This window comes from Mycobacterium sp. E342 (assembly GCF_001667665.1).
Taxonomy (GTDB): Bacteria; Actinomycetota; Actinomycetes; order Mycobacteriales; family Mycobacteriaceae; genus Mycobacterium.
Genome location: NZ_LZJM01000147.1, coordinates 1 through 25,051, shown reverse-complemented (window position 1 = coordinate 25,051; position 25,051 = coordinate 1). Strand labels below are relative to the sequence as shown.

The 25,051-nt window shown below is 62.9% G+C and carries 25 protein-coding genes and 3 pseudogenes; 14 read left to right on the top strand and 14 right to left on the bottom strand.

Going from position 1 to position 25,051, the window contains the following annotated elements; all coding sequences use genetic code 11:
• Positions 1 to 921, top strand: a 921-nt coding sequence (locus A5692_RS29430) for a thiolase family protein (RefSeq protein ID WP_067921686.1), incomplete at its 5' end; no start/stop codon positions are given.
• Between the two features lie 52 nt (positions 922 to 973).
• Here the strand turns inward: A5692_RS29430 and A5692_RS09500 are convergent.
• Positions 974 to 1,864, bottom strand: coding sequence for an SDR family NAD(P)-dependent oxidoreductase (locus A5692_RS09500; RefSeq protein ID WP_067921681.1), 891 nt, complete (start codon positions 1,862 to 1,864; stop codon positions 974 to 976).
• 22 nt (positions 1,865 to 1,886) lie between these two features.
• Positions 1,887 to 3,356, bottom strand: a complete 1,470-nt coding sequence (locus tag A5692_RS09495; RefSeq protein WP_067921678.1) for an aldehyde dehydrogenase family protein — start codon at positions 3,354 to 3,356, stop codon at positions 1,887 to 1,889.
• A 254-nt stretch (positions 3,357 to 3,610) separates the two neighbouring features.
• Here A5692_RS09495 and A5692_RS09490 point away from each other — a divergent pair, with 254 nt between their 5' ends.
• The 3 genes from A5692_RS09490 to A5692_RS09480 all read left to right on the top strand — a co-directional run bounded on the left by A5692_RS09490 (position 3,611) and on the right by A5692_RS09480 (position 6,302).
• On the top strand, positions 3,611 to 4,621 hold the full coding sequence (locus A5692_RS09490; protein ID WP_067921673.1) for an alpha/beta hydrolase: 1,011 nt from the start codon (positions 3,611 to 3,613) through the stop codon (positions 4,619 to 4,621).
• Positions 4,622 to 4,746: 125 nt separating this feature from the next.
• Positions 4,747 to 5,154, top strand: a complete 408-nt coding sequence (locus A5692_RS09485; RefSeq protein WP_231984260.1) for a Zn-ribbon domain-containing OB-fold protein — start codon at positions 4,747 to 4,749, stop codon at positions 5,152 to 5,154.
• Entirely contained in the window at positions 5,151 to 6,302 is a 1,152-nt protein-coding gene (locus A5692_RS09480; protein WP_067921670.1) for a thiolase family protein, read from the top strand. The genes A5692_RS09485 and A5692_RS09480 overlap by 4 nt, the downstream gene beginning before the upstream one ends.
• Here A5692_RS09480 and A5692_RS09475 read toward each other — a convergent pair whose 3' ends face one another.
• The 4 genes from A5692_RS09475 to A5692_RS09455 all read right to left on the bottom strand — a co-directional run bounded on the left by A5692_RS09475 (position 6,303) and on the right by A5692_RS09455 (position 9,038).
• Entirely contained in the window at positions 6,303 to 6,569 is a 267-nt protein-coding gene (locus A5692_RS09475; protein ID WP_174814303.1) for a cytochrome C oxidase subunit IV family protein, read from the bottom strand.
• A 2-nt stretch (positions 6,570 to 6,571) separates the two neighbouring features.
• Complete coding sequence (locus A5692_RS09470) at positions 6,572 to 7,075, bottom strand: cytochrome c oxidase subunit 3 (protein WP_082962517.1); 504 nt, start codon at positions 7,073 to 7,075, stop codon at positions 6,572 to 6,574.
• A 116-nt stretch (positions 7,076 to 7,191) separates the two neighbouring features.
• Positions 7,192 to 7,923, bottom strand: a complete 732-nt coding sequence (locus tag A5692_RS09465) for a hypothetical protein (protein WP_156764362.1) — start codon at positions 7,921 to 7,923, stop codon at positions 7,192 to 7,194.
• A gap of 422 nt (positions 7,924 to 8,345) precedes the next feature.
• Positions 8,346 to 9,038 (bottom strand): FadR/GntR family transcriptional regulator, encoded by a 693-nt coding sequence (locus A5692_RS09455; protein ID WP_082962515.1) that lies wholly within the window; start codon positions 9,036 to 9,038, stop codon positions 8,346 to 8,348.
• 185 nt (positions 9,039 to 9,223) lie between these two features.
• On the opposite strand from A5692_RS09455, the gene A5692_RS09450 reads away from it, so the two are divergent.
• From A5692_RS09450 to A5692_RS09435, 4 genes are read left to right on the top strand one after another with little or no spacing between them, the layout of a single operon-like run.
• Positions 9,224 to 10,381, top strand: a complete 1,158-nt coding sequence (locus A5692_RS09450; protein ID WP_067921656.1) for a sulfotransferase — start codon at positions 9,224 to 9,226, stop codon at positions 10,379 to 10,381.
• Positions 10,382 to 10,390: 9 nt separating this feature from the next.
• Positions 10,391 to 11,401, top strand: a complete 1,011-nt coding sequence (locus A5692_RS09445; protein ID WP_067921654.1) for an alcohol dehydrogenase catalytic domain-containing protein — start codon at positions 10,391 to 10,393, stop codon at positions 11,399 to 11,401.
• Positions 11,392 to 12,570 (top strand): DUF1214 domain-containing protein, encoded by a 1,179-nt coding sequence (locus tag A5692_RS09440; protein ID WP_068055012.1) that lies wholly within the window; start codon positions 11,392 to 11,394, stop codon positions 12,568 to 12,570. The genes A5692_RS09445 and A5692_RS09440 overlap by 10 nt, the downstream gene beginning before the upstream one ends.
• Positions 12,571 to 12,606: 36 nt before the next feature.
• Positions 12,607 to 13,128, top strand: coding sequence for a VOC family protein (locus A5692_RS09435; protein WP_068055009.1), 522 nt, complete (start codon positions 12,607 to 12,609; stop codon positions 13,126 to 13,128).
• A 391-nt stretch (positions 13,129 to 13,519) separates the two neighbouring features.
• Here the strand turns inward: A5692_RS09435 and A5692_RS09430 are convergent, their stop codons facing one another.
• A complete protein-coding gene (locus A5692_RS09430; RefSeq protein ID WP_231984258.1) occupies positions 13,520 to 14,461 on the bottom strand; it encodes a phenylacetate--CoA ligase family protein in 942 nt (313 codons plus the stop codon).
• 75 nt (positions 14,462 to 14,536) lie between these two features.
• Positions 14,537 to 14,878, bottom strand: a complete 342-nt coding sequence (locus tag A5692_RS29795; protein WP_231984257.1) for a hypothetical protein — start codon at positions 14,876 to 14,878, stop codon at positions 14,537 to 14,539.
• 186 nt (positions 14,879 to 15,064) lie between these two features.
• Here A5692_RS29795 and A5692_RS09425 point away from each other — a divergent pair, with 186 nt between their 5' ends.
• The 5 genes from A5692_RS09425 to A5692_RS29780 all read left to right on the top strand — a co-directional run bounded on the left by A5692_RS09425 (position 15,065) and on the right by A5692_RS29780 (position 18,077).
• Positions 15,065 to 15,736 carry a CoA pyrophosphatase gene (locus tag A5692_RS09425; RefSeq protein WP_197509174.1) on the top strand — a complete coding sequence of 224 codons (672 nt, stop codon included), beginning with the start codon at positions 15,065 to 15,067 and terminating at the stop codon, positions 15,734 to 15,736.
• Positions 15,733 to 16,650, top strand: a complete 918-nt coding sequence (locus A5692_RS09420; protein WP_067921645.1) for an alpha/beta fold hydrolase — start codon at positions 15,733 to 15,735, stop codon at positions 16,648 to 16,650. Before A5692_RS09425 ends, A5692_RS09420 begins: the two co-directional genes overlap by 4 nt.
• Positions 16,651 to 16,882: 232 nt before the next feature.
• On the top strand, positions 16,883 to 17,371 hold the full coding sequence (locus A5692_RS29790; protein WP_231984256.1) for a cytochrome P450: 489 nt from the start codon (positions 16,883 to 16,885) through the stop codon (positions 17,369 to 17,371).
• Positions 17,368 to 17,559: a cytochrome P450 gene (locus A5692_RS29785; protein ID WP_231984255.1), complete on the top strand. Its 192-nt coding sequence runs from the start codon at positions 17,368 to 17,370 to the stop codon at positions 17,557 to 17,559. The genes A5692_RS29790 and A5692_RS29785 overlap by 4 nt, the downstream gene beginning before the upstream one ends.
• Before the next feature lie 17 nt (positions 17,560 to 17,576).
• Complete coding sequence (locus A5692_RS29780; protein WP_231984254.1) at positions 17,577 to 18,077, top strand: cytochrome P450; 501 nt, start codon at positions 17,577 to 17,579, stop codon at positions 18,075 to 18,077.
• A gap of 594 nt (positions 18,078 to 18,671) precedes the next feature.
• On the opposite strand, the pseudogene A5692_RS09410 reads toward A5692_RS29780, so the two are convergent.
• The 5 genes and pseudogenes from A5692_RS09410 to A5692_RS09400 form a co-directional block, all read right to left on the bottom strand.
• A pseudogene (locus A5692_RS09410) lies at positions 18,672 to 19,458 on the bottom strand (SDR family oxidoreductase).
• A 477-nt stretch (positions 19,459 to 19,935) separates the two neighbouring features.
• Positions 19,936 to 20,658 (bottom strand): GMC oxidoreductase, encoded by a 723-nt coding sequence (locus A5692_RS29775; RefSeq protein WP_231984253.1) that lies wholly within the window; start codon positions 20,656 to 20,658, stop codon positions 19,936 to 19,938.
• 59 nt (positions 20,659 to 20,717) lie between these two features.
• Positions 20,718 to 20,930 (bottom strand): annotated as a pseudogene (locus A5692_RS29770) (GMC family oxidoreductase N-terminal domain-containing protein); the annotation flags it as partial.
• A gap of 152 nt (positions 20,931 to 21,082) precedes the next feature.
• On the bottom strand, positions 21,083 to 21,343 hold the full coding sequence (locus tag A5692_RS28985; protein ID WP_156764361.1) for a hypothetical protein: 261 nt from the start codon (positions 21,341 to 21,343) through the stop codon (positions 21,083 to 21,085).
• Positions 21,340 to 22,812, bottom strand: coding sequence for an aldehyde dehydrogenase family protein (locus A5692_RS09400; RefSeq protein ID WP_067921642.1), 1,473 nt, complete (start codon positions 22,810 to 22,812; stop codon positions 21,340 to 21,342). Before A5692_RS09400 ends, A5692_RS28985 begins: the two co-directional genes overlap by 4 nt.
• 528 nt (positions 22,813 to 23,340) lie before the next feature.
• Here A5692_RS09400 and A5692_RS09395 point away from each other — a divergent pair.
• Entirely contained in the window at positions 23,341 to 23,976 is a 636-nt protein-coding gene (locus tag A5692_RS09395) for a TetR/AcrR family transcriptional regulator C-terminal domain-containing protein (RefSeq protein ID WP_231984251.1), read from the top strand.
• Between the two features lie 13 nt (positions 23,977 to 23,989).
• Here A5692_RS09395 and A5692_RS09390 read toward each other — a convergent pair.
• Positions 23,990 to 24,746: pseudogene (locus tag A5692_RS09390) on the bottom strand (enoyl-CoA hydratase/isomerase family protein).
• Positions 24,747 to 25,051 lie beyond the last annotated feature (305 nt).

Here is a 25,051-nt window from a genome sequence, read left to right as displayed (position 1 = left end):
ATGGTGGATCACGTTGCGACGGCGGCGGCCGCCGTCCACGCCGGTTTGTGTGACACGGTGCTGGTGTATCACGCGGCCTATCGTGCCGCGTGGAACACCGGCGGAGCGCTGAAGGATCCGTTTCGACGTATCGCTACGCCCGGACTCTCGGATCCCCACCCGGGGCCCGATACGGTCGCCGCGGCTGCCGGCTACACGGCGTGGGCATCGCGCTACATCTACGAATTTCACACGAAGCGGCAAGATTTCGGCATCGTTGCGCTCAACGCCCGAGCTAATGCCATGCGTAACCCGGCCGCCGCGATGCGTGAACCGATGTCGATGGACGACTACCTCAATGCCCGAATGATCCGCGACCCATTGTGCCTGTACGACATGGACGTCGCCGTCGATGGCGCCGACGCATTCATCGTGACCACCACCGAGCGCGCCCGTGACTTACCGCTGCCGCCGGTCCTCATCAATGCAGCTGTGCTGGGGCAGGTTTCGCCGAACGAGGAGGACCAGACCGCGAGCCTGCGGGCGAACGGTCAACCCGTGGTCATCGAAACCCTAAAGGCCAAGGGCGACTTCTGGATCGACGACATCGATGTCTACTTCCCGTACGACGGTTTCTCGCCGATCGCGCTGAACTGGATCGAAAACGCGGGGTGGTGCGGGCCAGGCGAGGCGGGGCCGTTCCTGCGCCGGCACTGGATGCCGGACGAGGGCCGGGTTCTCATCAATGGGCGGATTCCGGTCAACCCGCACGGCGGTTCGCTTTCAGAGGGCGCCACGCAGGGGTCCGGTCACATCCGTGAAGCCGTCCATCAGCTTCAGGGTCGGGCGGGGGAGCGGCAGGTCAACGGCGCCAAGCGTGCACTGATCACCGCGGGCGGGTTCTTCTTCAACGCTCAGGGCCTCATGCTGCACACCGGCTGACGACGAAATGGCCCGCCGACATCACGATCGGCGGGCCACCATCGTCAGGCTTTCAGCGGTCGATCCGCTCGCGAACGTCGTCGGGGATCGCGCCCGCCGTGATGTCGCCGGATGCCCCGGTATCGGTCGGGAAGATGATCGACGTGCGGGCGAATTGGCCGCCGTCGGCCGAGTGCAAGGTCTGTCCCGACATGTACTCCGACTCGTCCGATGCGAGGAAGAGCGCCACGTTCGCGTTGTCCCGCAGCGTTGGCGGGCGGTTGAGTCGAAGCGGCATCGCACGCTTGTCCGGATCCCAGGGCGACATCTCCTCGTAGGACTTTCCGAGCACCTCGGCATGCGGGGGCAACGCGAAGTTCACGGACATGCCGTGCGTCGGAGCGAACCCGATAGCCCGTATACCGAACTTCCCGAACTCAAACGCGGCAGCGCGTACCAGCCCATTCGCCGCCGCTTTTGACGCCGCGTACATGGGGAATCCCGGGTACGCGGTGAACGCCGCGGCCGAGGTGGTCGCCAGAAGCGTGCCGGTTCGGCCGTTGGCGATCATCCACTTCGCCGCGTGCTTCCAGGCGAGATAAATGCCGGTCACATTCACTGCGAAGATGTTGTTCCAGTCGACGAGTTCGGACTCGGCCAACGGCGTCATGCCGAACCCCGGCTCCGGGATCCCGGCATTGCCCCACATCACGTCCACCCGACCGAACCGTTCGACCGTCGTCGCGACGAGACGCTCCATGTCCGCCTCGACCCGCACGTCGGCGTCGATCCACACTGCCTGGCCCCCGGCGTCGATGACCTCCTGCGCCACCCGCTGTGCCCTGCCGGTTACCACGTCGCTGGTGACGATCTGCGCGCCCTCGGCCGAGAACAGCAGCGCGGCTTCGCGACCCAGTCCCGAACCCGAGCCGGTGATCGCAATTACCTTGTCTTGCAGTCGCATTGCTAATCCTCAGTAGATGAGTTCAGTGAACCGGGCTGGCGATGGTCTTGATGCGAAGGTACTCGCGGAATCCCGCGATACCGTGCTCGACGCCGTCGCCGCTGATGCCATAGCCACTGAAGGGTGCATCCGGAGCGAGGTAGAAGGAGTTGTTGATGTTCACCGTTCCGGCCTTGAGCTTGCGGGCTACCGTCCATGCGCGCTCCTCGTCGCCGGATTGCACGTATCCCGATAGGCCGTACCGTGAATTGTTGGCGATCCGCACAGCTTCATCGTCGTCGCCCTCGTAGCGGATGACGCTGAGAACCGGGCCGAAGACCTCGGTCTGCGCGATCTCGGAGTTCTCGTCGACGTCGGCCAGCACTGTCGGCTCGTACCAGAAGCCCTTGCCGTTGCGGTCGCCGCGCTTTCCGCCGCACAGCACGCGGGCACCGGCCTCGACGGCGCGGTTCACCAGACCCTCCATGCGCTCCAACTGCTCCAAGCGGATGATCGGACCCACCACAATGGCGGGGTCCTTGGGGTCGCCCCAGGGAAGGTTGCCGACCTGGGCGGTGAGGCGCTCGAGCACTTCGTCGTAGATGTCGGCGTGCACCACCAGCCTGGTCCCGAGGGCACAGCCCTGACCACTGCTGGACATGCACATCGCCACGCCCATACCGCAGGCCATGTCGAGGTTGGCGTCGGGCAGGACGATGTTCGCGGACTTGCCCCCGAGTTCCAGGACGGTGTGGCGGATACCGTTGGCGGCCCGCTCAGCGATGCGCTGGCCGACCGCGGCCGAGCCGGTGAAGTGGTACAGGTCGATACGCTGATCGGCCGTCATCGCATCCCCGACGAGGCTCTTGTCCGCGCCGCTGAGCGTGTTGATCACGCCGGCCGGGATGTCGGTGGTCTCTGCCGCGACCTTGGCGAGCAGCGCTGCGGTGAGTGGCGTGTCGGGCGCGCTCTTCAGGACGACCGTGTTACCCGTGGCCAATGCGTGGTGCATCTTCCAGATGCCGGTCATGAACGGTGCGTTCCACGGCGTGATGGCGCCGACGACTCCGTACGGCTCGTACCGCACCCGGTGGGCGCTGGGCATGCCCATCACCTCATAAGGCGGTAGATCCTCTTCCCACGGAAAGGACGTGCAGAGGTCGTTGAAGTAATCCATGCCGTCGATCCAGAAGTCGACGTGCGTGTAGATCACCGAGCTCACCACGCCGGCCTCGGCGGTCACGACGTCGCGGAGTTCCTGACTCTCCTTGCGCAGGCCGAGTTGCAGCTGCTCGAGGCAGCGCCGCCGGAACTCGTGGTTGGTCCCCCAGTCGGTTTCGTCGGCGGCTCGGCGCGCCGCGGTGATCGCGTCGTCCACGTCGTCTGCCGACGCGTCGGCAGCCGTACCGACGACGGACTCGTCGGCCGGGTTAAAGACGTCATAGCGCTCTCCCGAGCGGGCTTCCCTGAACTCTCCGTCGATGAAGAGTCGGCCCTCGTAGTCATCGGGCATCTGAGCAGTCCTTTCTATTCGGATCTACGCGGAGATCGCGTTCCACGCGGCGGAACGGATGGTCGCGCGCGTCAAGGTTCGCCGCGCTCAGGGTTACGCCTTCGGCAACTAAATCTTACGCTGTAACGTGATGTCAAGCACAGCCGTTGCAGGTCGTTTTGTCAGATAGATTGTTTAGATCAATAACGCTCCCGGCCCGGCCATGCGAGACTTCGCAGAGCCAACACGTAACCCGGAGACCAGGGAGTGCGAATATGCCAAAGACCGCAACCACGAACGCGATCCGGCATGATCTCGCCGTGGATGTGTCCGGCAGTTGCGAGATCGACCGTCGGCTGACGGTGGCGGCCACCGTGTACCTACCGCCGGCGGATTCGGTCGCCGATGGCGCCGCAGTCCTGTTCGCACTGCCGGGCGGCGGATACAGCCGCGGCTACTACGACATGCACTTTCCGGGACATCGCGGCTACTCCCAGGCCGAGCACCACGCGTCGCGTGGGCTGGTCCTGGTCGCGATCGACCACCTCGGGGTGGGGCAGAGCACCCCAGCGGTGTGTGGCGATCTGCGTGCCGAGGACATTGCCGCGGCGAACCACGCCGCGGTGAAGCGGATTGCGGAGCTACTCGAATCCGGGCACGCCGTCGCGGGATATCCGCCGTTTCGCATCGCGCGGCGCATCGGAGTCGGCCAGTCGATGGGTGGCGCAATCACGATCATCATGGCCGCTCGCCACCGCGCTTACGACGCCATAGCTGTGCTCGGCTTCAGCGCGGTACACACCGTCCTACCCTTCCCGGAGCAGTCGGTATCCGCCGAGGTCGCTGAACGGGTCGGCGACAGCCGACGCGATGCCGATCCTCACACGCAGTCCGTGGCCGACACGGCTGCGCGCATCCCGGACTTCCTCTATCCGTTCTTCTGGTCGGACATTCCCGCCGACATCTTGGAGGCCGACACCCGCCATGGCTATCCATTGCGGACCGAGGCGCCGCCGTTCGGGAGTGCCACGCTACCCAGTTGTGCTATCGCGATGCTGTCGCCGGGCTACGTCGCCGAGGATGCAGCGGTAATCGAGTGCCCTGTGTTCGTAGGCGCCGGCGAACGCGATGTCCTCCCGGCGCCGCACCAAGAGCCCGCCGCCTACGGCAACTCTTCTGATGTCACGATCTTCGTCACCCCCCGGATGGCCCACATGCACAACTTCGCGTCCACGCGGAAGATGCTGTGGGATCGGCTTGCCGCATGGAGTTTGGTCCTGGCATGACGGGACCGCCGGGCGGTTGACGCCGGGTTGACGTCTGCCGACATCCGTAGCTAAATTATTTAGATAATAAACTTGGCGCTTCGTTGCGCTTCGGGCGCGGTGAAGCGGTAATGATGGGAGCAACGTTGGGTGCGAATCAACAGCCGGTCGCGGAGGGCCTGTTCACATGGCCATCGGATGAGCCGCAGCTGATCGCCTCTGAACACGACGGCCGTTTGACATTCCCGGCCAAGCCCGGGGAGGCGCAGGTTCTGCTCAAGCGCCGTGGCACGTTATGGGGGTTCACCACCCAGCAGTTCCGGCCTCCGGCTCCCCCGTACGACGGCAACGACACGGCGGAGACATTTCAGCCTTATGCACTCGGGTACGTCGAACTGCCCGGACAGCTGCTCATCCAGGCTCGGTTCACCGAGTCCGACCCGGCGAAACTGTCCATCGGCCAGCCGATGGAACTGGTAGTCGTCCCATACACCACGCGGCCCGACGGGACCGAAGTACTGACTTACGCATTCGCTCCCGTGGAAGGGGAATGACCGTGACGGACGTGGCAATCGTCGGTGTGGGCTTACATCCGTTCGGCCGCTACGGCGACAAGCTCGCATTGGAGATGGGCGCGGAAGCGGCTAAGCTGGCCCTCGAAGATGCGGGCACCGACTGGACTCGTGTCCGGGCGGCGTACGCAGGAAGCTACGAGGTGTCCAACCCCGATGCCATCGTGAGTTGGCTTGGCCTGACGGGCATTCCCGTGCGTGGAGTGTTCAACGGGTGCGCGACCGGCGGGACGTCGCTGCAGATGGCGGAGCAGGCGATCCGGCACGGCGAGGCCGATGTCGCGATGGCGATCGGCTTCGACAAGCATCCGCGCGGAGCGTTCGCCGCCGATCCGTCGGTGGTGGGACTGCCCAGCTGGTATGGCCAGACGGGCCTGTTCCTCACCACGCACTTCTTCGGTACCAAGATCAACAAGTACATGCACGACCATGGGATCTCCGTTGAGTCGCTTGCGCGTATCGCGGCTAAGAACCTCTCCAACGGGGCGATCAATCCCCAGGCATGGCGGCGCAAGGCGATCTCCGTGGAGGAGATCCTGAATTCCCCGGTGGTGAATTACCCACTGACGCAGTACATGTATTGCAACCCCGACGAAGGTGCCGCGGCGCTGGTCCTGTGCCGTGCCGATATCGCACACGAGTTCACCCCTACCCCGGTGTACGTGCGTGCCGCGGAACTCCGTACCCGTCGCGAGGGTGCCTTCGAATTGCAGAGCCCGTCACTGCCGCTCGACTCAGTCCCGAGCCCCACGGTGGATGCGTCGCGCGCAGCATACGAGCGGGCCGGAATCGGCCCCGAGGACGTCGACGTTGCGCAGCTGCAGGACACCGACGCCGGATCGGAGCTGATTCACATGGCCGAGAACGGCTTTTGCGCCGACGGTGAGCAGGAGAAGTGGATCTCCGAGGGTGACACCGAGATCGGCGGTCGCCTGCCCGTCAACACGGATGGGGGGCTGATCGCCAACGGCGAGCCCATCGGCGCATCGGGCCTTCGCCAGGTCTACGAGATCGTGCTTCAACTCCAGGGCCGGGCCGGCCAGCGTCAGGTGCCCAACGATCCGCGGGTGGGCTACACCCACCTCTACGGCGCACCGGGCGCGTCGGCGGTGTCGATCCTGTCACGCTGATCACAACCACAGGTACATGCCGGACAAGACCAGCCACAGGACGACGCAATAGCCCTCGAACATCACACGCAGGATGAGCGGCGCTTCCCGCAGCTCCATAAAGTCGAGTCCGATGAACCGAACCTTGACTATGGCGAGGCCGAGAACCAAAATTGCAATGGCCGAGCCGGTCTCGTGTTTGGCACCGAGCATCCACGACAGAATCGTAACGAGGATGAGGGCCAGCCACACTGGCGTGGAACGGGCGCGCAGGAGTGAAAGCGGCATCGTCAGCTCACCAGGTAGAGAAGCGGGAACAGCACTATCCACAGCAGGTCGACGAGATGCCAGAAGCACGCGCCGCCTTCAACCATGGCCATTCTCTTTGTGCCGAAATCGGTCCGGCCCGCTTGCGCCAGCAAGAGCAGCAGAACGGTGATGCCGATCAAAACGTGGAACAGGTGCAATCCGGTCAGGATGAAGTAGTAAAGGTAAAAGTCGTTTTGGCCCGGTGTGTGCCCCTCGCTGACCTTCATGGTGTATTCGACCGCTTTGAGCCCGACGAACGCCAGTCCGCACATAGTCGCCCCGACCAACAGCAACCTGGCGGTGAATCTCTCCGATGAGCGGATCGCCCGGATCGCCGTCACGACGAACAGTGAGCTCGTCAACAGGACAAGCGTGTTGATCAGGCCGATGGTGGTGCTCAGGGTCTGGCGTGATTGGTCGAACGTTTCCGGCGCTCGGCTGCGTTCGTACATAAAGCTCGCGAAAGATACTCCGAACACGAGCATGTCGCCGAACAGGAAGACCCAAGTGCCTTCTTCACCCGGGATGCGACGATCACGCTTTCGGGCCGCAAGCGGCGCGACCCCGCCCGCCGTGGCGCCGGGGCCAATTGCCGTCTGGCTCACGCGGCGGGTTCCCGGGCCCGCTCTGCGGTGCGCGCCGTGCGTTCGGCGGCTTCGACATCCACTGCTTTGACGAGCATCACCGTCAAGACGACCATCCAGATAGAGAACACCGTCAACGGGATCCAGAACGCGAATATCCCGTTCCAAGCCAGCGGTCCGTTCTTGAACAGAAAGATGGCGCAGCTAGGTATCCCGAGCACCGCATACCAGATGTTGAAGTATCCGAACCAACGCGGAAAGCTTGGCACGTCGCGTTTGTCGATGAACACGGCGAAGGCAAGAATCACCACCTGGGTGATGAGCGGACCAACGAGTCCGACGAACATGAACCAGAAGATGTCATTGAGCGCCTGGGTAACGTCGGGATGGCGTCCGGGGCGGTATGCGGCGGCGACGGCAAAGATCGAACAAAGCGCGAACCCGAAAGGGAACGTCGCGCTGAGCAAGATCTGAGTGAGCGACATGACGCCCCAGTAGCCCTCGATGCGTCGAACCTGCCTTGACAGCAGCGCAAAGAAGGGCGCGAAGAGAAACGCCAGGAGGATCATCATTGTCAGGCCGATGCTGAGGCGAAGGTGGTGCTCGGAGTAGACCTTGGCGATTTGTTCGGCGCTCGCGCCGGGGTCCATTGGCGGTATCAGCCCGGCGATGCCCCAGAAAATTACGAAGAATGCTCCAAGCATGGCCAGTCCCAGCCAGGCGGCACCCTTCTCAACCTTGACATGCATCGTGATTCCTACCATGCGTGCGGGATGGGATGTTCCTCACGTTAACCGAGGCTTCGGAAACTAGTCAATCATTTAGAGATTTATGTACTGGACGTGCGGAGCCAACGGCTGCCGATCAAACCGAATGCGAAACTCACTAATCCCGTTAGCTATCCGCGGGGGCTCCGACCACATCAGGCGCGCGATTAGTGACGATCCCGCGCCCAGGTAGTGGATGTTCAGGCTCTTCTGCCAAATCGGCCGGACCGGTAACTGCGGCGTATCCACCGCTCAACGTCTAGTTGATTTAGCGATTTTAAGACCTGCATCCATTGACAGCCGCTTACCCCAACTGCGGAGCCGTGTTCATGCGGGCAGTCGGCCGCGGGGCAGCTGACCGCTTCCTCAATCCGGCTTCCCCTGCATCACGTAGCAGTGCCGCCTTACGCGCGCGCGCCGACTCTGGGGTCGTCCCCTTGGTTGTACTGCGCCAGCATCTCGACCAGCCGCCGCAGATGCTGCTGGGCTTCTTCGGCGTCTCCGCGGTCCAGTGCATTGACCAGAGCGACGTCCACCGCCCGCATTCGGGCGGCCGCGGGCGCGGGCATGCGCCGCGCGCCCGCATCGGTTGCGATCGCGAAAAGTGTTGCCAGACAGAGCTCAAGCATCGGGTTGCCCGTCATCCGGGCGATTTCGACGTGTACGTTTGGACGTCCTGCGGTCAGCGCTCCAGTCTGTTCATCCCACTGTCGGGTGCGTGTGATGACGTCCCGTAGTCCGTCGAGCGGCCGCCGGTCCATCTGCGCCACCGTCGTCAAGGCGAGTGACTCCAGTGCGATCCACGTGTCGTACAGGTGACTGAGCCGGGTGTGCCGATAGTTCAAAAACATTCGTGCCGATTCGACGACCCCCTCCGCGTCTGGCGCCACGACGACCAAGCCGCCACCCGGACCTTGGCGGCGCCGCGCCACCCCGTGGGTCTCCAAGATCCGCATCGCTTCACGCAACACATTGCGCCCGACGCCATAGTGCGCCAGCAGCTGTTCCTCGGAGCCGATCACTTCACCGACGGGCCAGCCGCGCGCGACGATGCCGTCTTCGATCGCCCTGGCCAGCCTCGCCGCTGTCAACCTCACTTAGCTGTTCTACCAGGGTGGCCGGACACAGTCCGAGTGACCGGCCGCACGCTTGACGACTGAAAAAAGGTACCTTATTGTCCTCTTTAGTGAGTGGTGCTCATCACAAACCAGGGTGCACCTGGTCCTGCGCCACAGTCTCTCTGCGACGAATTCAGCCGTCCGCCGACCATACGGAGTGAGGCATGGCCGTTCCCGAGAAGTTCACCGAAGCCTTCGAACCGCTGCATCAAGCGGCAGCGGCGGCCACTGGGCTCGATGATTTCGGCCCTCCGACCTACCACGAAGGCTTGCATCAGCTGCTGACCGCGCTCGATCAGGACGGACGTGTGGCAGGCCCCCGCCGAGAAGCTCTGTTCGGAATGCTCACCGGGGTCCTGGTCCGTCGCCTCTACACCCAGGAAGGTTGGCGCCGCAACCCCGGGTACCGAGACGTGCGGATCGAACGTCCGCTGGTGATCACTGGGATTCCACGCACCGGCACCACCGCGCTGCACAAGCTGCTGGCACTCGACCCGCAATTCCAAGGCGTCGAACGCTGGTTGGCCATTACTCCAATGCCTCGACCACCGCGCCAAAACTGGTCGCAGAAAGCCGAATTCAACGCTTGCGTTGCCGGGCTGGAGGAATTTTTGGCGGCCATGCCCGGCTTTGCCGACGCTCACGAGATGACCGCCGACAGCGTCGATGAGTGCCTCGAGGTGTTGCAGCAGGACTTTGTCAGCAACACCTTTCCCTCGCAGCTTGCGGTTCCTGCCTACCTGCACTGGTGGCGCGAAGAAAGCGAGACCACGTCCTACCAGCGCTACGCAGACGTCTTGCGACTGATCGGCCTCGACGATCAGGACCGCCGCTGGCTGCTTAAGAACCCCGGCCACATCTGGGGCATCGACGACCTGTTGGCGCTCTTCCCAGATGCGCTCGTGGTCCAGACCCACCGCGATCCGGCCAAAGCGATGCCCTCGGTGTGCCGAGTGCTGGAGATGCCGCAGTCGATGTACCTCGGCGAGAACGTCCGCCCCGAGGAGATCGGCCCCCCCGAGGTCGACAAGTGGCGGTCGGCGGTCGATCGCACCGAGCGGGCTCGGCGGCGTCACCCAGGCAACTTCCACGACGTGCGGCACGCTGACTTCCGGGCTGATCCAATCGCCACCATCGACAGCGTCTATTCCAAGCTCGGCCTGAGTTTGCCTGCAGATGTCGAGACCACTATGCGCACGTGGCTCTACGAGCAGCCGGAGGAACGTCGCCGGGGCGCCGACGCAGATCCCGCACGTTACGGACTGTCCGCTGCCGCGCTGCGTGAGCGGTTCGCCGACTACATCACCACCTACGCGCTGTAAGGAGAAACGATGAAGGCTCCCGTCTTCAATGGCGTTGGTAAACCGCTGACCATCGAAACGATGCCGGATCCGGTACCCGAGGCCGGCCGACTGGTCCTCGAGATCGGCCGGTGCGGAATCTGCGGAACGGACCTGCACATGACGTCGGGTGAGGGTGAGACGTTTCCCGAGGGCATGGTTCTCGGTCACGAGTTCGCCGGCGAAGTTGTCGCCAAAGGAGCCGACACCGACGGCTTCAACGAAGGCGATATCGTCGCGGCCCTGCCAGTGACAGGCTGCGGCAACTGCGCGAGCTGCAAGGCCGGTGACCCGGCGGTGTGTAGCGCCGGATTTATTGGATCGGCGGGCGGCTACGGTCAGTACGCGATTGCCAAGGCCACTGCCGCCATTAGGCTGCCCGCCTCGATGTCGCTGGAGGACGGTGCGCTGGTGGAGCCAATGGCCGTGGGCTTGCACGGCGCGACACTGGCGCAGCTGAGCCCGGGAGCCAAGGTGCTAGTGATCGGCGCGGGTCCGATCGGGATCGCTTCGACATACTGGGCCAAGCGCCTGGGCGCCGGCAAAATCGTGGTCGCCGCCCGGTCCAGGCGAGGCGAACCGTACGCCATCGAGATGGGCGCCGACACGTTCGCGCTGACCGACGAGAACCTCGACGCGGCTGTCACCGAAGGTCTCGGCGGCCCGCCCGACGTGATCTTCGAATGCGCAGGCGTGCCAGGAGTATTGGCCATGGCGATCAATATCGTGCGCCCCCGAGGCACTGTCATCGTGCTGGGCAACTGCATGGTGCCCGATACCATCTTCCCGGCGCAGGCCATGTTCAAGCAGGTGCGCATCCAGGGATCGAACATTTACTCCGTGGGCGAATTCCAGGTTGTCGCCGACTCGTTCGATGCGGGACACGTCGAACCACGGTCGATGATCAGTGACACCTGGAACTACGACGAGCTGCCCACCCGCTTCGAGGAGCTGCGCAGCGGCAGTGACCAGTGCAAGGTCATGGTGAATCCGTGGGCCTAGCCGACTGGGACGAGTATCTCGACCTCGCCAAGGACGCGGTGGAGGTGGAATCACAGCTGTGGGACAGTGGCGACGAGCAGCTGCGGGCGGCGCTATATCGCCAGTTCGCCATGAGCCTGTCCCAGGGGTACTTCTTATACTTCGTCGCCGATCCGAACTACCCGGATTTTGTGCCGTTCGAGAACTCGGCGTTCTTAGCCCAGCCCAATCCTGACGCTGTATACCACTATTCGGCGATTGACGGCGCTGGCGTTTACCGCATCACCGGCCGCCGCGGAACGGTACCTGTGATGGGCTTCGCCACCGGGGCGAACCTCTTCGGTATGTCCGAGCCACCCGGACCGGGCTATGACAACTACGACGCCGATGCCTTGGCCCTCGATGCCGATGGAAACTTCGAGGTGATCCTGAGCGCCGAGCGTCCGGAGGGTTACGGGGGCGACTGGCGGTACCTCAACCCGTCGACGCAATTGGTGATCGTGCGGCAATTCTCGTACGACTGGGTCAATGAGGTGGATGGTCGACTGGCCATTGAACGCCTCGACATCGACTACCTGCGACCGCCGATGAGCGCCGTCGAAGTCGATAATCGACTGCGTGCGTTGTTCGGCCAGTATGTGCGTGGGTTGTCCCGGGTATGCCTGGGCTATATGAGCGCGTTACGCGCACGCCAGGACGCAGAACACGTCCATCTGCAGTCATTCGACGGACTTGGCAACGGCGAAGACTGGCCGCAGGCGTATTGGGAATGCCTCTACGACCTGGAGCCCGGTGAGGCGCTGGTACTCGAGACGGACCTGCCCGACGAGCACACCTACTGGAATGTCCAGGTGATCGACGCTTTGTGGAACCAGGTCGATATCCTGCACCGGCACAGCAGCATCAACGGATTTCAGGCACAGCTCAGCTCCGACGGCAAGTTCCGCGCGGTGCTCTGCCCGCAGGACCCAGGCGTCCCGAACTGGCTGGACACCGGCGGTCGTTTGCGGGGCATGATGATCGGCCGGTGGTACCGGTGCAGTTCCCACCCGGTACCGACGGTCAAAAAGGTCGCGCTCTCGGAACTCTCGACCCACCTACCGGCAGACACCCCCAAAGTCACCCACGCAGCGCGTGCAGAAGCATTGCGGCTTCGTCGAACCGGAGCGCAACTGCGCCGCCGCTGGTGAAGATTACTCATCGACCGAGATATGAGGTAAAGGGCAATGACCGAATCGTCACCAGCAGCGACGTTCCCAACGTTCGCACCCTTTCGGAGATTCTTGCAAATAGCCTATGTGACAACGGATTTAGATGAAGCCATGTGCCGTTTCGGCGCTGACTACGGTGTCGCGAACTGGATGCCCATGCCCGGGATGGAAGTGGAAACCGCACCGGGACGCAGCTGTCACAACAACATCGCGCTTGCATACGTAGGCCCGATGCAACTGGAACTCATCGAACCGCTGAGCGGAGACGATGCCATCTACCGAGCAGCGCTACCCGATGACGGCTCCGGAGTCCGGTTTCACCATGTCGCCCAATTGTTCGGTGATGCCGACGAACTGGAGTCTGCTGAGGGCGATGCGCGACGGCTTGGCATTCCGATCGCCATGGCGGGCTCGTCTGCAGGCGGTTTGGTTCGCTACTTCTACACCGACCACCGAAACACATTGGGCCACTACATAGAACACATCTGGTACGCACCGGAGATGATGGCTTTCCTCGAGCAGATCCCACGTAACTGATTGGGCGATCCGGCGGTGGGGGTCCAGCACCGGTCGGATCACCGGCCTGGCGTTTGGGCTCCCGCCGCTGATCAAAGGTCGAACTCGACCACCGTGCCCAAGTCGACCCGTTTACCCGCGCGCCCACGGAACGTCGATCTCCACCTCGACAAATCGTGCCCGACGTTCGGCTGCGGTCGACACCACGAACTGCTTCCGTCGACGGTCTCGACGTTCCACTCGGCAGAATTAACCACCGCGCCAACCCGGGGCACCCCGATGGCCAGGGCGCCAGCCGGTTTCGAAGTCGTGGATCTCAGTGCCTACCTTGCACGACCCGATGCCGTACAGGTCGGATCGAGGTGGCGCCGCGGACGCCGTGGCCATTGTCGCTCTGCTCATCGCTGACCTCTCATGCCTTCACCGTGCGCGGGAACTTCGCGACACTCGACGATGTCTTCAGGATGGCGTCAACCGTCATGAGTTCGACGACGGACTTCACGCCCAGTTCTTCCTCCAGAATGACGGTCGCGCGGGACTGCAGCTCAGCGAGATCGGCGGTCTTCTCCGGTGTGTAGCCGATCCTGATCCGCAACTCGTCCATTTCGGGCGCGTACTTGATGATCTGGAACAGCGCGTCGCCGCACTCGGGCAGGGATTCCACGAGACCCCAGATGTCATTGACCACGAACGACTTCCCACCGATTCGAATCTCGTCGCCGGCCCGGCCGAGCACCCAGATTCGGGTGTGGGTGCGGCCGCTGTCCGCGGGCCGGCGCGTGACTCTCACCAGATCTTCGGAGCGGAATCGGACGTAGGGCGCCGCGTTGTTGTCCAGGTCGGTCGCAACGAGCTCACCGGCTTCACCGTCGCAGACCGGCCCGCCGGTCACCGGGTCGACGACCTCGGACAGGATAGTGTCCTCCTGCAGGAAGTAACCGTCGCATTCGATATCTTGCCAAGCGGCTCCGGTGTCGCCCGCACTCGTCCAGATGAACAGCTTGACGCCCCACTCCTCGTGCACTTTGCGTGCCAACGTCGCGCTCATCGGCTGGCCGGCGAACGCGGCACCTTTCAACGACGAGAGCATGTCTCGTATGTCGTACTTGGCCTCGAGCGCCTCGAACTCCATCAACGTGGACATGATCATCTGGAAGTAGTGGACTTGGTGGCGCTTGATGGCGTTGAGAATGCGCTCGCCCTCGCCGATCCAACCGTCGATATAGACCGGCGTGATTCCCAGCAAGTGGTAGTACTGGTCCCAGTACCCGCGGAAGGACCCAGCGGCAACCAATGCGCGGTCTCCGGGTCGCAATCCCATCTCCCACAGCGCCTTCGCCGAGGAGATGGGCATGGGCCAAGTCGCATCCCAGATTTCGGGAAGAAAATTCAGGCAGCGAGGTGGTGCCCGAGGTCGAGCCAATCGATGTCAGCTCAGTGGGGTCCACGCAAAGGACGTCTGCGAAGGGATCGCCTGTGCGCTCCCGGTAGCCTTGAGATCGGCCTTGCGGAACATCGGAATTTTGGCATAGAAGTCATCGAGCGAGGTGATGTCGTCCGGAGTGACGCCCGCCGTGGACCACAGGTCACGATAAAAGCCGGACCGCTCCCACAGGTAGGGGATCAGCTCGAGTACGCGACGGTCCTGCCAGTCGCTGATCTCGCCTCGGCTTGCGGTCTCGATCTCGGGCTCGTAGAAGTACCGGTCCGCGCTCTCGGTTCGAGATTCCGCGCTATCGGACGCGGTAGGGCTCACGAGTTGTCTGGCCACCGTTCTCCTCTTCGTCGTCGTCGACGTTGCGGATGCGCAGAAATCGGGCAAGGCTCATACCTGGCGGTCGGTGCGAACTGGGATACACGGTATTCTGGTAGATAATTTGCTTGATCGCAAGGTTGTTGGCGGTCTAAGCCGCTGGCTTGTCCAGGGGCTTAGACAGCTGCACGGAGGTGGATCGCATTGATAGGGTTCGGCAATCTCGGTCCAGGAACCAAGCTGCTCGAGGAGTGGCTGCGTGAATGCCCGACTGACCGGCGATTCTGGTTGGCCGACCTGCGGGCGGGACTTCGCATCCATCCGCCCAGGACGATCTATCAACCACTGGTGGATCTTTCTCGGGACGCATCAGTCCTGATTGCTGTGCACGAAGAAGCCGATGCGGGGCTGCGGGTGATCTTGATCAAGCGCGCCGACGACATCGGAACGCACCGTGGAGATATCGCGTTTCCCGGCGGCAGTGTGGATCCCGGGGAAGGGCGTCGGGCCGCGGCGCTTCGCGAAGCGGCAGAGGAGACCGGCATCGCACCCGACACGGTGATGATCGTGGCAGCGCTTAGCAACCATCCCACCATCGACGGGATGAACATCTGGCCCTACGTCGGGACGTTGAGTCGACTGCCCGATCCGGCGCATCGCTGCCGGGAGGTCCAGTATGTGTTGGTCAAGCCGGTGTCAGAGCTTATTGCCGAGGGAGCATGGTCGCGAAGGCCCTGGCGGGGCAGTCCGCAGTTCGTGATGGATTACTTCGAGGTTGACGGCACGCACGCGTGGGGCACCACCGGCATGTTGCTGCGCGAGCTGCTGGAGATCTGCGCGTCCGGACGGATGACACGACAGAAGGAGACGCGATGACGCAGGGCCAGTACGACGAGTTCGCACTGCTAGCCGAGAATGCGGCCGAAGCGGGCGTGTCCGGGCCTCTGCCAAATTGCATGCGCGTGAGCTGCACCCTGGCGGACAAGACGTCGCTTAGTGCCATCAAGTGGGGTGACGATCCGCAGATCGTGTTCCTGCACGGCGGCGGGCAGAATGCGCATACCTGGGACACGGTTGTCGTCGCGCTGGGGATATCCGCGTTGGCGATCGATCTGCCCGGTCACGGCCATTCCGATTGGCGCGCCGACCACGATTATTGGCCGGTGCGTAACGCCGAAGCCGCGGCGCACGCAATACGGATCCATGCCCCCAATTCCGCTGGCGTGGTGGGTATGTCGCTCGGCGGACTGACGACCATCAGACTGGCCGCGGCGCACCCGGAACTGGTTCGGCGTGCTGTCGTGATCGACGTGACCCCGTCGGTATTCGAGCGGCAAACATCGATGACCCGCGAGCAGCGCGGAACCACTGCGCTGATATCCGGGCCGCGAGTCTACGACACCGCTGAGGACATGATCGCCGCCACCGCGGCCAGCGCACCGCATCGGAGCGTGTCAAGCATCCGCCGCGGTGTTCTGCACAATGCCAAGGCCCTAGTTGACGGCAAGTGGACCTGGCGCTACGACGACCTCGATCCCGAAGGTACTGGATCACCAGACTTTTCCGCCCTATGGCGGGATGTGTCGGCGGCGATTCCGCCTATCGCGCTAGTCGTTGGCGGAAATTCTGTGTTCGTAGCCGATGCCGATCGTGATGAGTTCCGGCGCCGACGACCCGAAGCCGTCATTACCACCATTCCCGCAGCGGGACATTCGGTGCAGAGTGACCAACCCGTCGCGCTTGCCCGGTTTCTGCGGTCCTTCATCTTCGCCGACGAGCTTCTCGAATAGTCAGCCCAGGGTCGAGGCGGGTTGGGTTCATCGTCGGCTCGTGCGGCATGAAGGGCACGATCGACCTCGGTTTCGCATTTCTGTTGGGACGGTACCGATTTTCACGACGGCACGATTACCCGGCGCACCGCGGCACGGGCCAGATTCCGCTATTTACTACGGCTGCGCATCACGTCACGGTGTAAGGTCAGACTGGCAGCTCGCGCTCGGCCAGCCTGAAGGAGAGGGGCCGATGGACCAAGCCACGAAGTTCGATCAGCGACTGTCCCCCTTGACACAGCACGTCAAGGCGATGTCGAGTCCGCAAGCGTTGTACGGCGAGAAGGCTGGCAGAGTGCGCGCGGAACGGTCCAACGGGGTTTGGAACTTGTACCGGCACGATGACATCATCAAGATCAACCGTCACCCCTCGATCCTCGGCAATGGCGGCCAGGGTGGCAGCTTCGGCGAAGACAAAAAGTTGATCCCGCTCGAGATCGACGGCGAGGACCACAAGAAGTGGCGGCGGTTGCTCGACCCGATTTTCGGGCCCAAGCAGATGGCCCCTCTAGAGAAACAGATCCGGCAGCTCTCGGGCGAACTGATTGACAAGTTCGCCTCCCGCGGCGAAGCCGAATTGCACGATGAATACTGTGTGCCCCTTCCGTCGCTGACCTTTCTGCGACTGGTCGGGGCACCCGTCGAGCACCTCGACTTCTTCTGGAGTTCAAACAGGGTGTGATCCATCCCGAGGGCGATACCGTCGAAGAGATTGAAGCCAATGTCGCTGTGGCAGGCGGCAAGCTGATCGAGTACTTCCTCAAGTTCCTCGCCAAGCGCCGTAATGAGACCGATCGGAAGGATGACGTCATCGCGGTGCTGTTGCGGTCGGAGGTCGACGGCAAACCGATCGAGGAACCGACCTGCTGAACATCGTCTTCCTGCTGATGTTCGCCGGCCTGGACACCGTCACGGCGTCGATGTCTTGCATCTTCGCGTGGCTGGGACAGCATCCGGGGGAGCGAGACCGGTTGGCCCACGACCGCTCGCTGATCCCCGCTGCCGTGGAGGAGCTTCTGCGCTATGAGTCACCGGTGCCTTCGGGTCAGAGGTTCGCGACCGCGGACATCGATCTAGGCGACGGCCTGGTGATCGAGGCCGGCGATGCCATCCAGGCGTGGTGGGCGGCGGCCAACGTCGACCCCACCTACCACGACGATCCACTGACGGTGAACTTCGCACGCGGCCGGAACGCTCACATGGTCTTCGCCAGCGGGACGCATCGTTGCCTGGGCTCGCATCTCGCACGAATGGAACTGAGGATCACGGTCGACGAAATACTCAACCGCATAACGGATTTCGAAGTATCGGCCTCTGACGAATTGGCTTTCGACAACGTGTCGGTTCGCTGCGTTAAGCGTCTGCCTGTCACCTTTACGCCCAGCTAGCTTCGGCAGGGAGCCCTAGTCGACGTCAACCGACACTTGCCGCCCAGGCAATGCTCGAACGGCAGGTGGTGGTGTTCGCCCTGCCATAGCCGAGCCTGCGGGGGAGTTCTTCAACTGGAGTGTCGACGTCATTATTGAAGGCCTCCGCGCCAAGCTCGCAGCCAAGCCGGCTTCGCGACGTATCACGAAGGCCGTCACCGCGAGCCGTCGAGGGCTGACGCGGCACCTCGCCTAGTCACAGCGCGGTCGCTGCGCAAACGCGGCAACTGCGTCAGCAGATGGCCGAGCCGCCGAGCCGCTGCGCGGGTGGGTCATCGGGTGCCTCGCCACACGCGCCGGCATGTGAAGAGCGACTCGTCACGAGTCCGGTCCGCGACAAGGCGGCAGTGACGCGATAGTGATTCATTGCGGAAGCGCGCTGCTATGAAGCGGCAGGCTCATCGCCAGGTTTCCCGGGACCGCTCATATGCTACAGCCGTACTTGGGCGCGCGATTGAAGCCGTTGCCACCGACGCTATTTCGTAAGCGGAGCGCTACTCCAAGCCAGCCGACGGAGTCGGGCGGTGTGCAAATGAGGTCTGTTCGGCCTCGCCACTACTTGGGTTGGAACCGCTGGGCCCCGTCGAGTCGCAGAACTTCTCCGTTGACGTAATGGTTGGTCAACAGGAACAGTGCCGCGTCGGCGAACTCCGCCGGCGCCCCGAGGCGCTTGGGGAACGGAACAGACGCCGAGAACTTGGCCAGCGCCTCGTCGCCCACCGATTCCATCATCGGGGTGCGCATGGTCCCTGGCGCGATACTGTTGATGCGGATACCAACCGAGCTGAGATCACGCGCGATCGCAAGGGTCAGGCCGATGATCGCCGCCTTGGCCGCGGAGTACGGAGCCTGACCGATCTGACCCTCGTAGCCGGCGATCGACGCGGTCATCACCAGTGCTCCGCGTTCGGCGTCGGCACCCGGCTCGGCCCCGGGCGATGGCTGCAGCGACCAGGCGCACCACGTTGTAGGTGCCTGTCAGGTAGATGTCGATCATGCTCTTGAAGCTGTCCAGGCTGGCTGGGCTGCCGTTGCGGTTGACCGTCCGTTCGGGACGGCCGCCGAAACCGCCATGGGCGACAACACAATAACGCAACGTTCCCAACGACTTGGCCTGCTCGATCGCGCCACCAACGCTGTCGGAATCGGTGACGTCGGTGTGGACGAACACCGCGCGCGGACCAAGCTCGTCGGCCAGCGACTTGCCCCAGTCGTCGGCTACGTCGGCGACGATCACGCGGAGCCCTTCGGCGTGCAGGCGGCGAACGGTTGCTTCGCCCAGCCCGCCAGTGCCGCCAGTGACGATCCCGACATCATTGCTGCCGAAGCCTTGGTCGGCCATTGACAATCTCCTCCGGTTATCGAATTGTTCTATGGTGCAGATAGTTCCAGTCGAGCGCTAAGACGGATTCGGCCCACCCGCGGGTGGGTCCCAGCTCGCGCTCCCATTCGAACGACGTCGTCGGATCGTTCCAGAAGTCCATCCCGTCGATCATGAAGTCGGCGACGTCTCGTCGAATGCCCGCCGCGCGGCGGTGACCGCGTCGTGGACATCCACCATAGCCGCGTCTGCGGCTAGGGCGCGGCCACCGTGTCGTCGGCGGGGTTAAGTATCTCATACCGCTTGCTGGACTTGGCGTCTCGGAACTCGCCGTCGATGAAGAGTCGGCCTTCGTGTTCAGTCGTTGGCATCGTTGCCGTCTCTCGCTTCTTGATGCGATTTCTGCCGGGATCGTCGTCGTCTTAGCGTGTGGGAAACGCACGTTTACACCGTAACGTGACCGATTTAATAGTACAATAATCTTACTGATTGTCGATTCTAACGGTCGGCAAGGATTAGGTCAGCCGCACGCCACGCCATCGCCATCGCCGGCGCGTTGAGGTTGCCCGACACCATCGTCGGCATCACCGAGCAGTCCATCACCCGCAGGTTGTGTACGCCACGAACCCGCAAGCGCGAGTCCACCACATCGGATTCGTTCGGTCCCATCGCACAGGTGCCCATGGCGTGGTATCCGCAGTAGCCTTGGTCGAGGGCCGCGTCGATGATCGCGTCGTCGCTGGCGACCTGGGTTCCTGGTCTGGTCTCGCTGACGACCTCGTCGGCGATCGGCGACTGTTCGAAGATGCGCCGCAGGGTCCGGAACAACTCCGCGGCGACCCGCTGATCATGTTCGGTTGCAAAGAAATTGGGGTCGATGTCGAGTTCGGCATTCGGGTCGGACGAGATGATGTTGACGAAGCCCTCGCTATCGGGTCGCAGGACGAAGCCGATGGCCTGGATTCCGGGTTCACGCTCGACGCCGACGTCCCGCCCGGCGTTAGCGGCTTGGCCGAGAACGGCGCCATCAGCAGTTGGGCGTCCGGCCGCAGTTGATCGGGTGATGCCTTGAAAAAGCCGAGCACGTCGTAGGCCGAGGTGGCCATCGGACCCTTGTGGGTGGCTAGGTAGCGGACACCGCTGGCGGCCTGCGCCATCGGGGTCGCGAGATGCCGGTTGTAGCCGACGTTGCGCTTGAGTCGGTATTGGAGTGCCACGCATCTGTGTTCACGCATGCGCTGTCCGACGTTGGGGCTGTCGACGACAGTTTCGATACCCAGGCTGCGCAGGTGCGAACGCGGGCCTATTCCGGACAGCTGGAGCAGCTTCGGTGTCGCGATGCTTCCCAGGGACAGAATTACCTCGCGATTGGCCCGAAACGTGACTGTGCCCGATGATGTCCGTGCCTGCACCCCAACGGCCTTGTCGCCTTCGAGAAGTACCCGGTCGACGGCCGTGTTGACCTGAATCTGAAGGTTGGGCCGGTGCCGGATCGGGCGAAGGAAAGCCCCTCGGTCAGGTTGGGTGTCTTGCCGCGGCGAGGGCGGGGCTCCGGCGGCCTCGGAAGCGGAGATTTGGCGAATCCGTCCTTCTAGTCGAATTATTCGCCGGATGCTGGATGAATGACTTGTCGCACAGGCCCTCCTTAAGTGCCGATGTCGACGCCGCCGCGGCCGAACATCTCGTCGAAGACCTCGTGGCCGGTCTGACCGGCTTCTCGCTGCAAAGCATCAAGAAACTCCACGGACTCGGGTTTCGTGTAGGAGGCCATGTGGGTGCGACGGCGTAGACATGTCGTCAGCCTCGATCGGCGGTACCCGCTCACCGGGGATTCTCCGGCAAACGAGTTGGCAAGTACCGGGCCTGCGGACCCAGCACCGACGATGATGTAGTCGAAATCACTCACTTCGTAGGACTGGCAATGGTTTTGATTCGCAGATACTCGCGGAACCCGGCGACGCCATGCTCGGAGCCCACGCCGCTGATGCCCCATCCACTAAACGGCGCATCGGGACTCAGGTAGAAGGAGTTGTTAATGTTCACCGTTCCGGCCCGTAGCCGATGAGCTACGCGCCAGGCACGCTCCTCGTCACGCGATTGCACGTATGCCGACAAGCCGTAACGCGTGTTGTTCGCGATGCGTACCGCCTCGTCGTCGTTGCCGTCGTAGCGGATCACGATCAGCACCGGTCCGAATACCTCGTTCTGAGCGATCTCGGCGTTCTCGTCGACGTCGGCGAGGAGAGTCGGCTCGTACCAGAAGCCTTTGCCGCCAAAGTCCGCTCGCTTGCCGCCGCACACCACCCGCGCTCCGGCGTCCCTGGCGCGGTTCACGAGCCCTTCAATACGTTCCAGTTGTTCGGCGCGGATGATCGGGCCGACGACGGTGGTCGGCTCGGTGGGGTCGCCGAACGGAAGCACGCCAATCGTCGCCTCCAGGCGCTGCAACACCTCGTCATAGATGTCGGCGTGCACGATCATGCGTGTCGGCAGTGCGCACCCCTGGCCGCTGTTGGCCATGCACATGGTCACACTCAGGCCGCATGCCATGTCGAGGTCCGCGTCAGGGAGCAGGATGTTTCCGGACTTGCCGCCGAGCTCCAGGACAACTTTGCGGATGCCGAGTGCCGCACGCTCCTGAATGCGCTGGCCAACGCCGGGAGATCCGGTGAAATGAAAGAGGTCGACCCGAGGATCACCGGTCATCGCGTCGCCGGCGATGGCCTTGTCTTCTGAGCTGATCGCGTTGAAGACGCCCGCGGGGGTATCGGTAGCCTCAGCCATGACCTGTGCCATCTTCGCCGCGGTGAGCGGGGTGTCCGGCGCGCTCTTGAGTACCACGGTGTTGCCCGTGGCCATGGCATGAGTCACCTTCCAGATCGCGGTCATGAACGGAGCATTCCAAGGCGTGATCGCGCCAACGACCCCATGGGGCTCATAGCAGACGCGTCGGTCGCTCGGCATGCCCAAGAACTCAAAGCTTCCGAGGTCTTCTTCCCACGGGAACGACGTTGTGAGATCGTTCCAGAAGTCCATCCCGTCGATCATCGCGTCGACGTGGCTGCCGATGAGCGCAGTTCCGAGGCCCGCCTCGGCGGTGACCAATTTCCGGAAACCATCGACATCGCTGCGCAACGCTGCCTGGAACTGCTCGAGGCAATGCCTGCGGAACTTGTGGTCTGTTCCCCAGCTTGTTTCGTCTGCAACCCTGCGCGCGGCCGTGACCGCATCGTAAACGTCCTCGGGGCCTGCATCAGCAGCTGAGCCAACGATAGATTCGTCAGCGGGGTTGATGACGTCATAACGCTTGCCGGACTTGGCTTCTCGAAACTCGCCATCAATGAACAGTCGGCCTTCGTATGAGGTCCCGGTCATCTGGTTCCCTTCCTTCCGCAATGCACCGCTCGGTGTCGAAGTGTTTCTTACCTTACACCGTAACGTGATGACCGTCACCGCACAATGCGTCGCCCATATTGCCTATGCACAGGCAAAGCCTGCTGTTGCCGCGCGCCGATCGCGGTACAGATCACATCACAAAGTAAGGGCGGCCTGGAACCGAGCGAGGGATGATAACGCAAACCATTCGTGCCGTTCGGAAGGAGACATTCGCGTCAGCTTCACGATAGGGGACGGCGAGCCGACGCACCCGATCTTCCGATTGGGCCCCGTGCTGTTAACGCGGTCAAACATCGGCTCCTTGCCAACCGTCTGCGACAGAGCAGTGCAATATTTGCCTCGCGCCAGTCCAGTATCGCGGGTGATCAGTGTGGCGGACGGAATCGCGCTTCACCCTCCGTTAGCATCAACCGGACGTCAGTTAGAGGAGGTGGAGTTCGCATTCCCGCAGCCAAGAGATCCTCAAAGTCGGTAGCTGGCTCCTCTCGATTGGGGAAGCCGCCGACGTTGACGGAAGAGCAGATCGTCGATGCCGCGCTTTCGGTCGTTCAGGCCGAGGGGCTAGAAGCGCTGTCAATGCGTAGGCTGTCGCGCGAACTGGGCCGTTCCGCGATGGCGCCGTATTGGTACGTTGCGGACAAGAACGAGTTGCTCGACCTGGTCGCCCGCAAGCTGCTGTCGAGAGTCCAGTTGCCTCCGGCGGACTCCGGGCCGTGGGATGAGCGCCTTCGCGCCGTGATCAAGAGCATTGATTACCACGTTCACCGCTATCCAGGAATCGCGTCGATCTTGCTCGACAGAATGAGCGTTACCGACCAACGGGTGCTGAATGGCATCTTGGAGATTCTGGTCAGCGCCGGTTTCAAGGGGGCCGAGAACTTTCAGTCTTACGCAATGATCCACACCTACCTATTCGGCAGATATCAGGTGTTGGGGCAGTTTGACGTTGCGAATTTTGGGGAGCAAGTCCCTGATCTTGACGACACGCTGGCTTCACTGCTTCCTTATTTGCCGAGCCTGCGGGGGAGTGACTTCTTCGACTGGGGTGTCGACGTCATTATTGAAGGCCTCCGCGCCAAGCTCGCAGCCAAGCCGGCTTCGCGACGTACCACAAATGCCGTCAACGCGAGCCGTCGAGGCTGACGCGGCACCTTGCCTAGTCACAGTGCGGTCGCTGCGCAAACGCGGCAAGTGCTGCAGCATTGGCTGGGCCACCGAGCAGTTCCCGGAACTCGGCATTCTCGTAGACACTGGCTTGTTTCATATGCGGCCGGTCGGGTGCGGCGATGGTCCGCTTTGGCGGCAACCAGGCTCGGAATCGGTTTGCTAGCAAGGATAGTTGCGTGCCGATTCGCCACCTAGCTTAGGTCGTCTGGCGCGCATACCTTCCAGACCAAACCCATCTGGCGCGCTTCGTCGGCGCCGATCCACTCGGAGGACATCAGTAGCCAAGCCGCGTTCTGCCGGCCTACCAGGCGAGGCATCAGATACGACGACGCGGCCTCTGGCGCAACGCCCAACTTGGTGAAGGGGCATTGCAGCCGCGCGGTCGACGACATGAAGACCAAGTCGGCGTAGCCCAGAATCGTCGTTCCGACACCGACACCTATGCCGTTGACCACGCAGATCAGCGGCTTGGGGAACTCGGTCAGGGCATCGATCATGCCTTCGAAACCTTGAACGCCGCTGCGAAAGGCGGGGTCGGTGAACCGTGCCTGCATTTCACCCAGGTCATTTCCCGCGCTGAACGCCCGACCGGCGCCTGTTACCAGTACCACTGCCACGGCATCGTCGTCCGCGGCGGCTCGTAGCGCCACCGTCATAGTGTCGTAGAGCGCTTCGGTGAATGCGTTGAGCGCTTGGGGCCGATTCAAAGTCAATGTGCGGACACGATTGTCGTCTGACACCAGCAGCGGCGCGATATCGTGAACGGTGGATTCGCAAACTTCGACTGAATCCGCCACGGTGCCACCCCTTCATCGCCGACTGTGAAGCCCGATAACTGCGATACCATCGTACGGCGTAAAGTCGAGCGCCATGCCGGGCGCGACGCATACCCGAATTCGGCGAGCTGGCGCACCTTCTGGAACGTCAACGACTGTGTCAGCGTGCACCACGGTAACTGTCCTGAGATTGCATTGGCGTCCGCCCGGCGACACCCGAGTTGCTTCCGGTGACGAGTGCGCGGTGGCCCCGCAAGTTCAAGTCCATCGGGGCT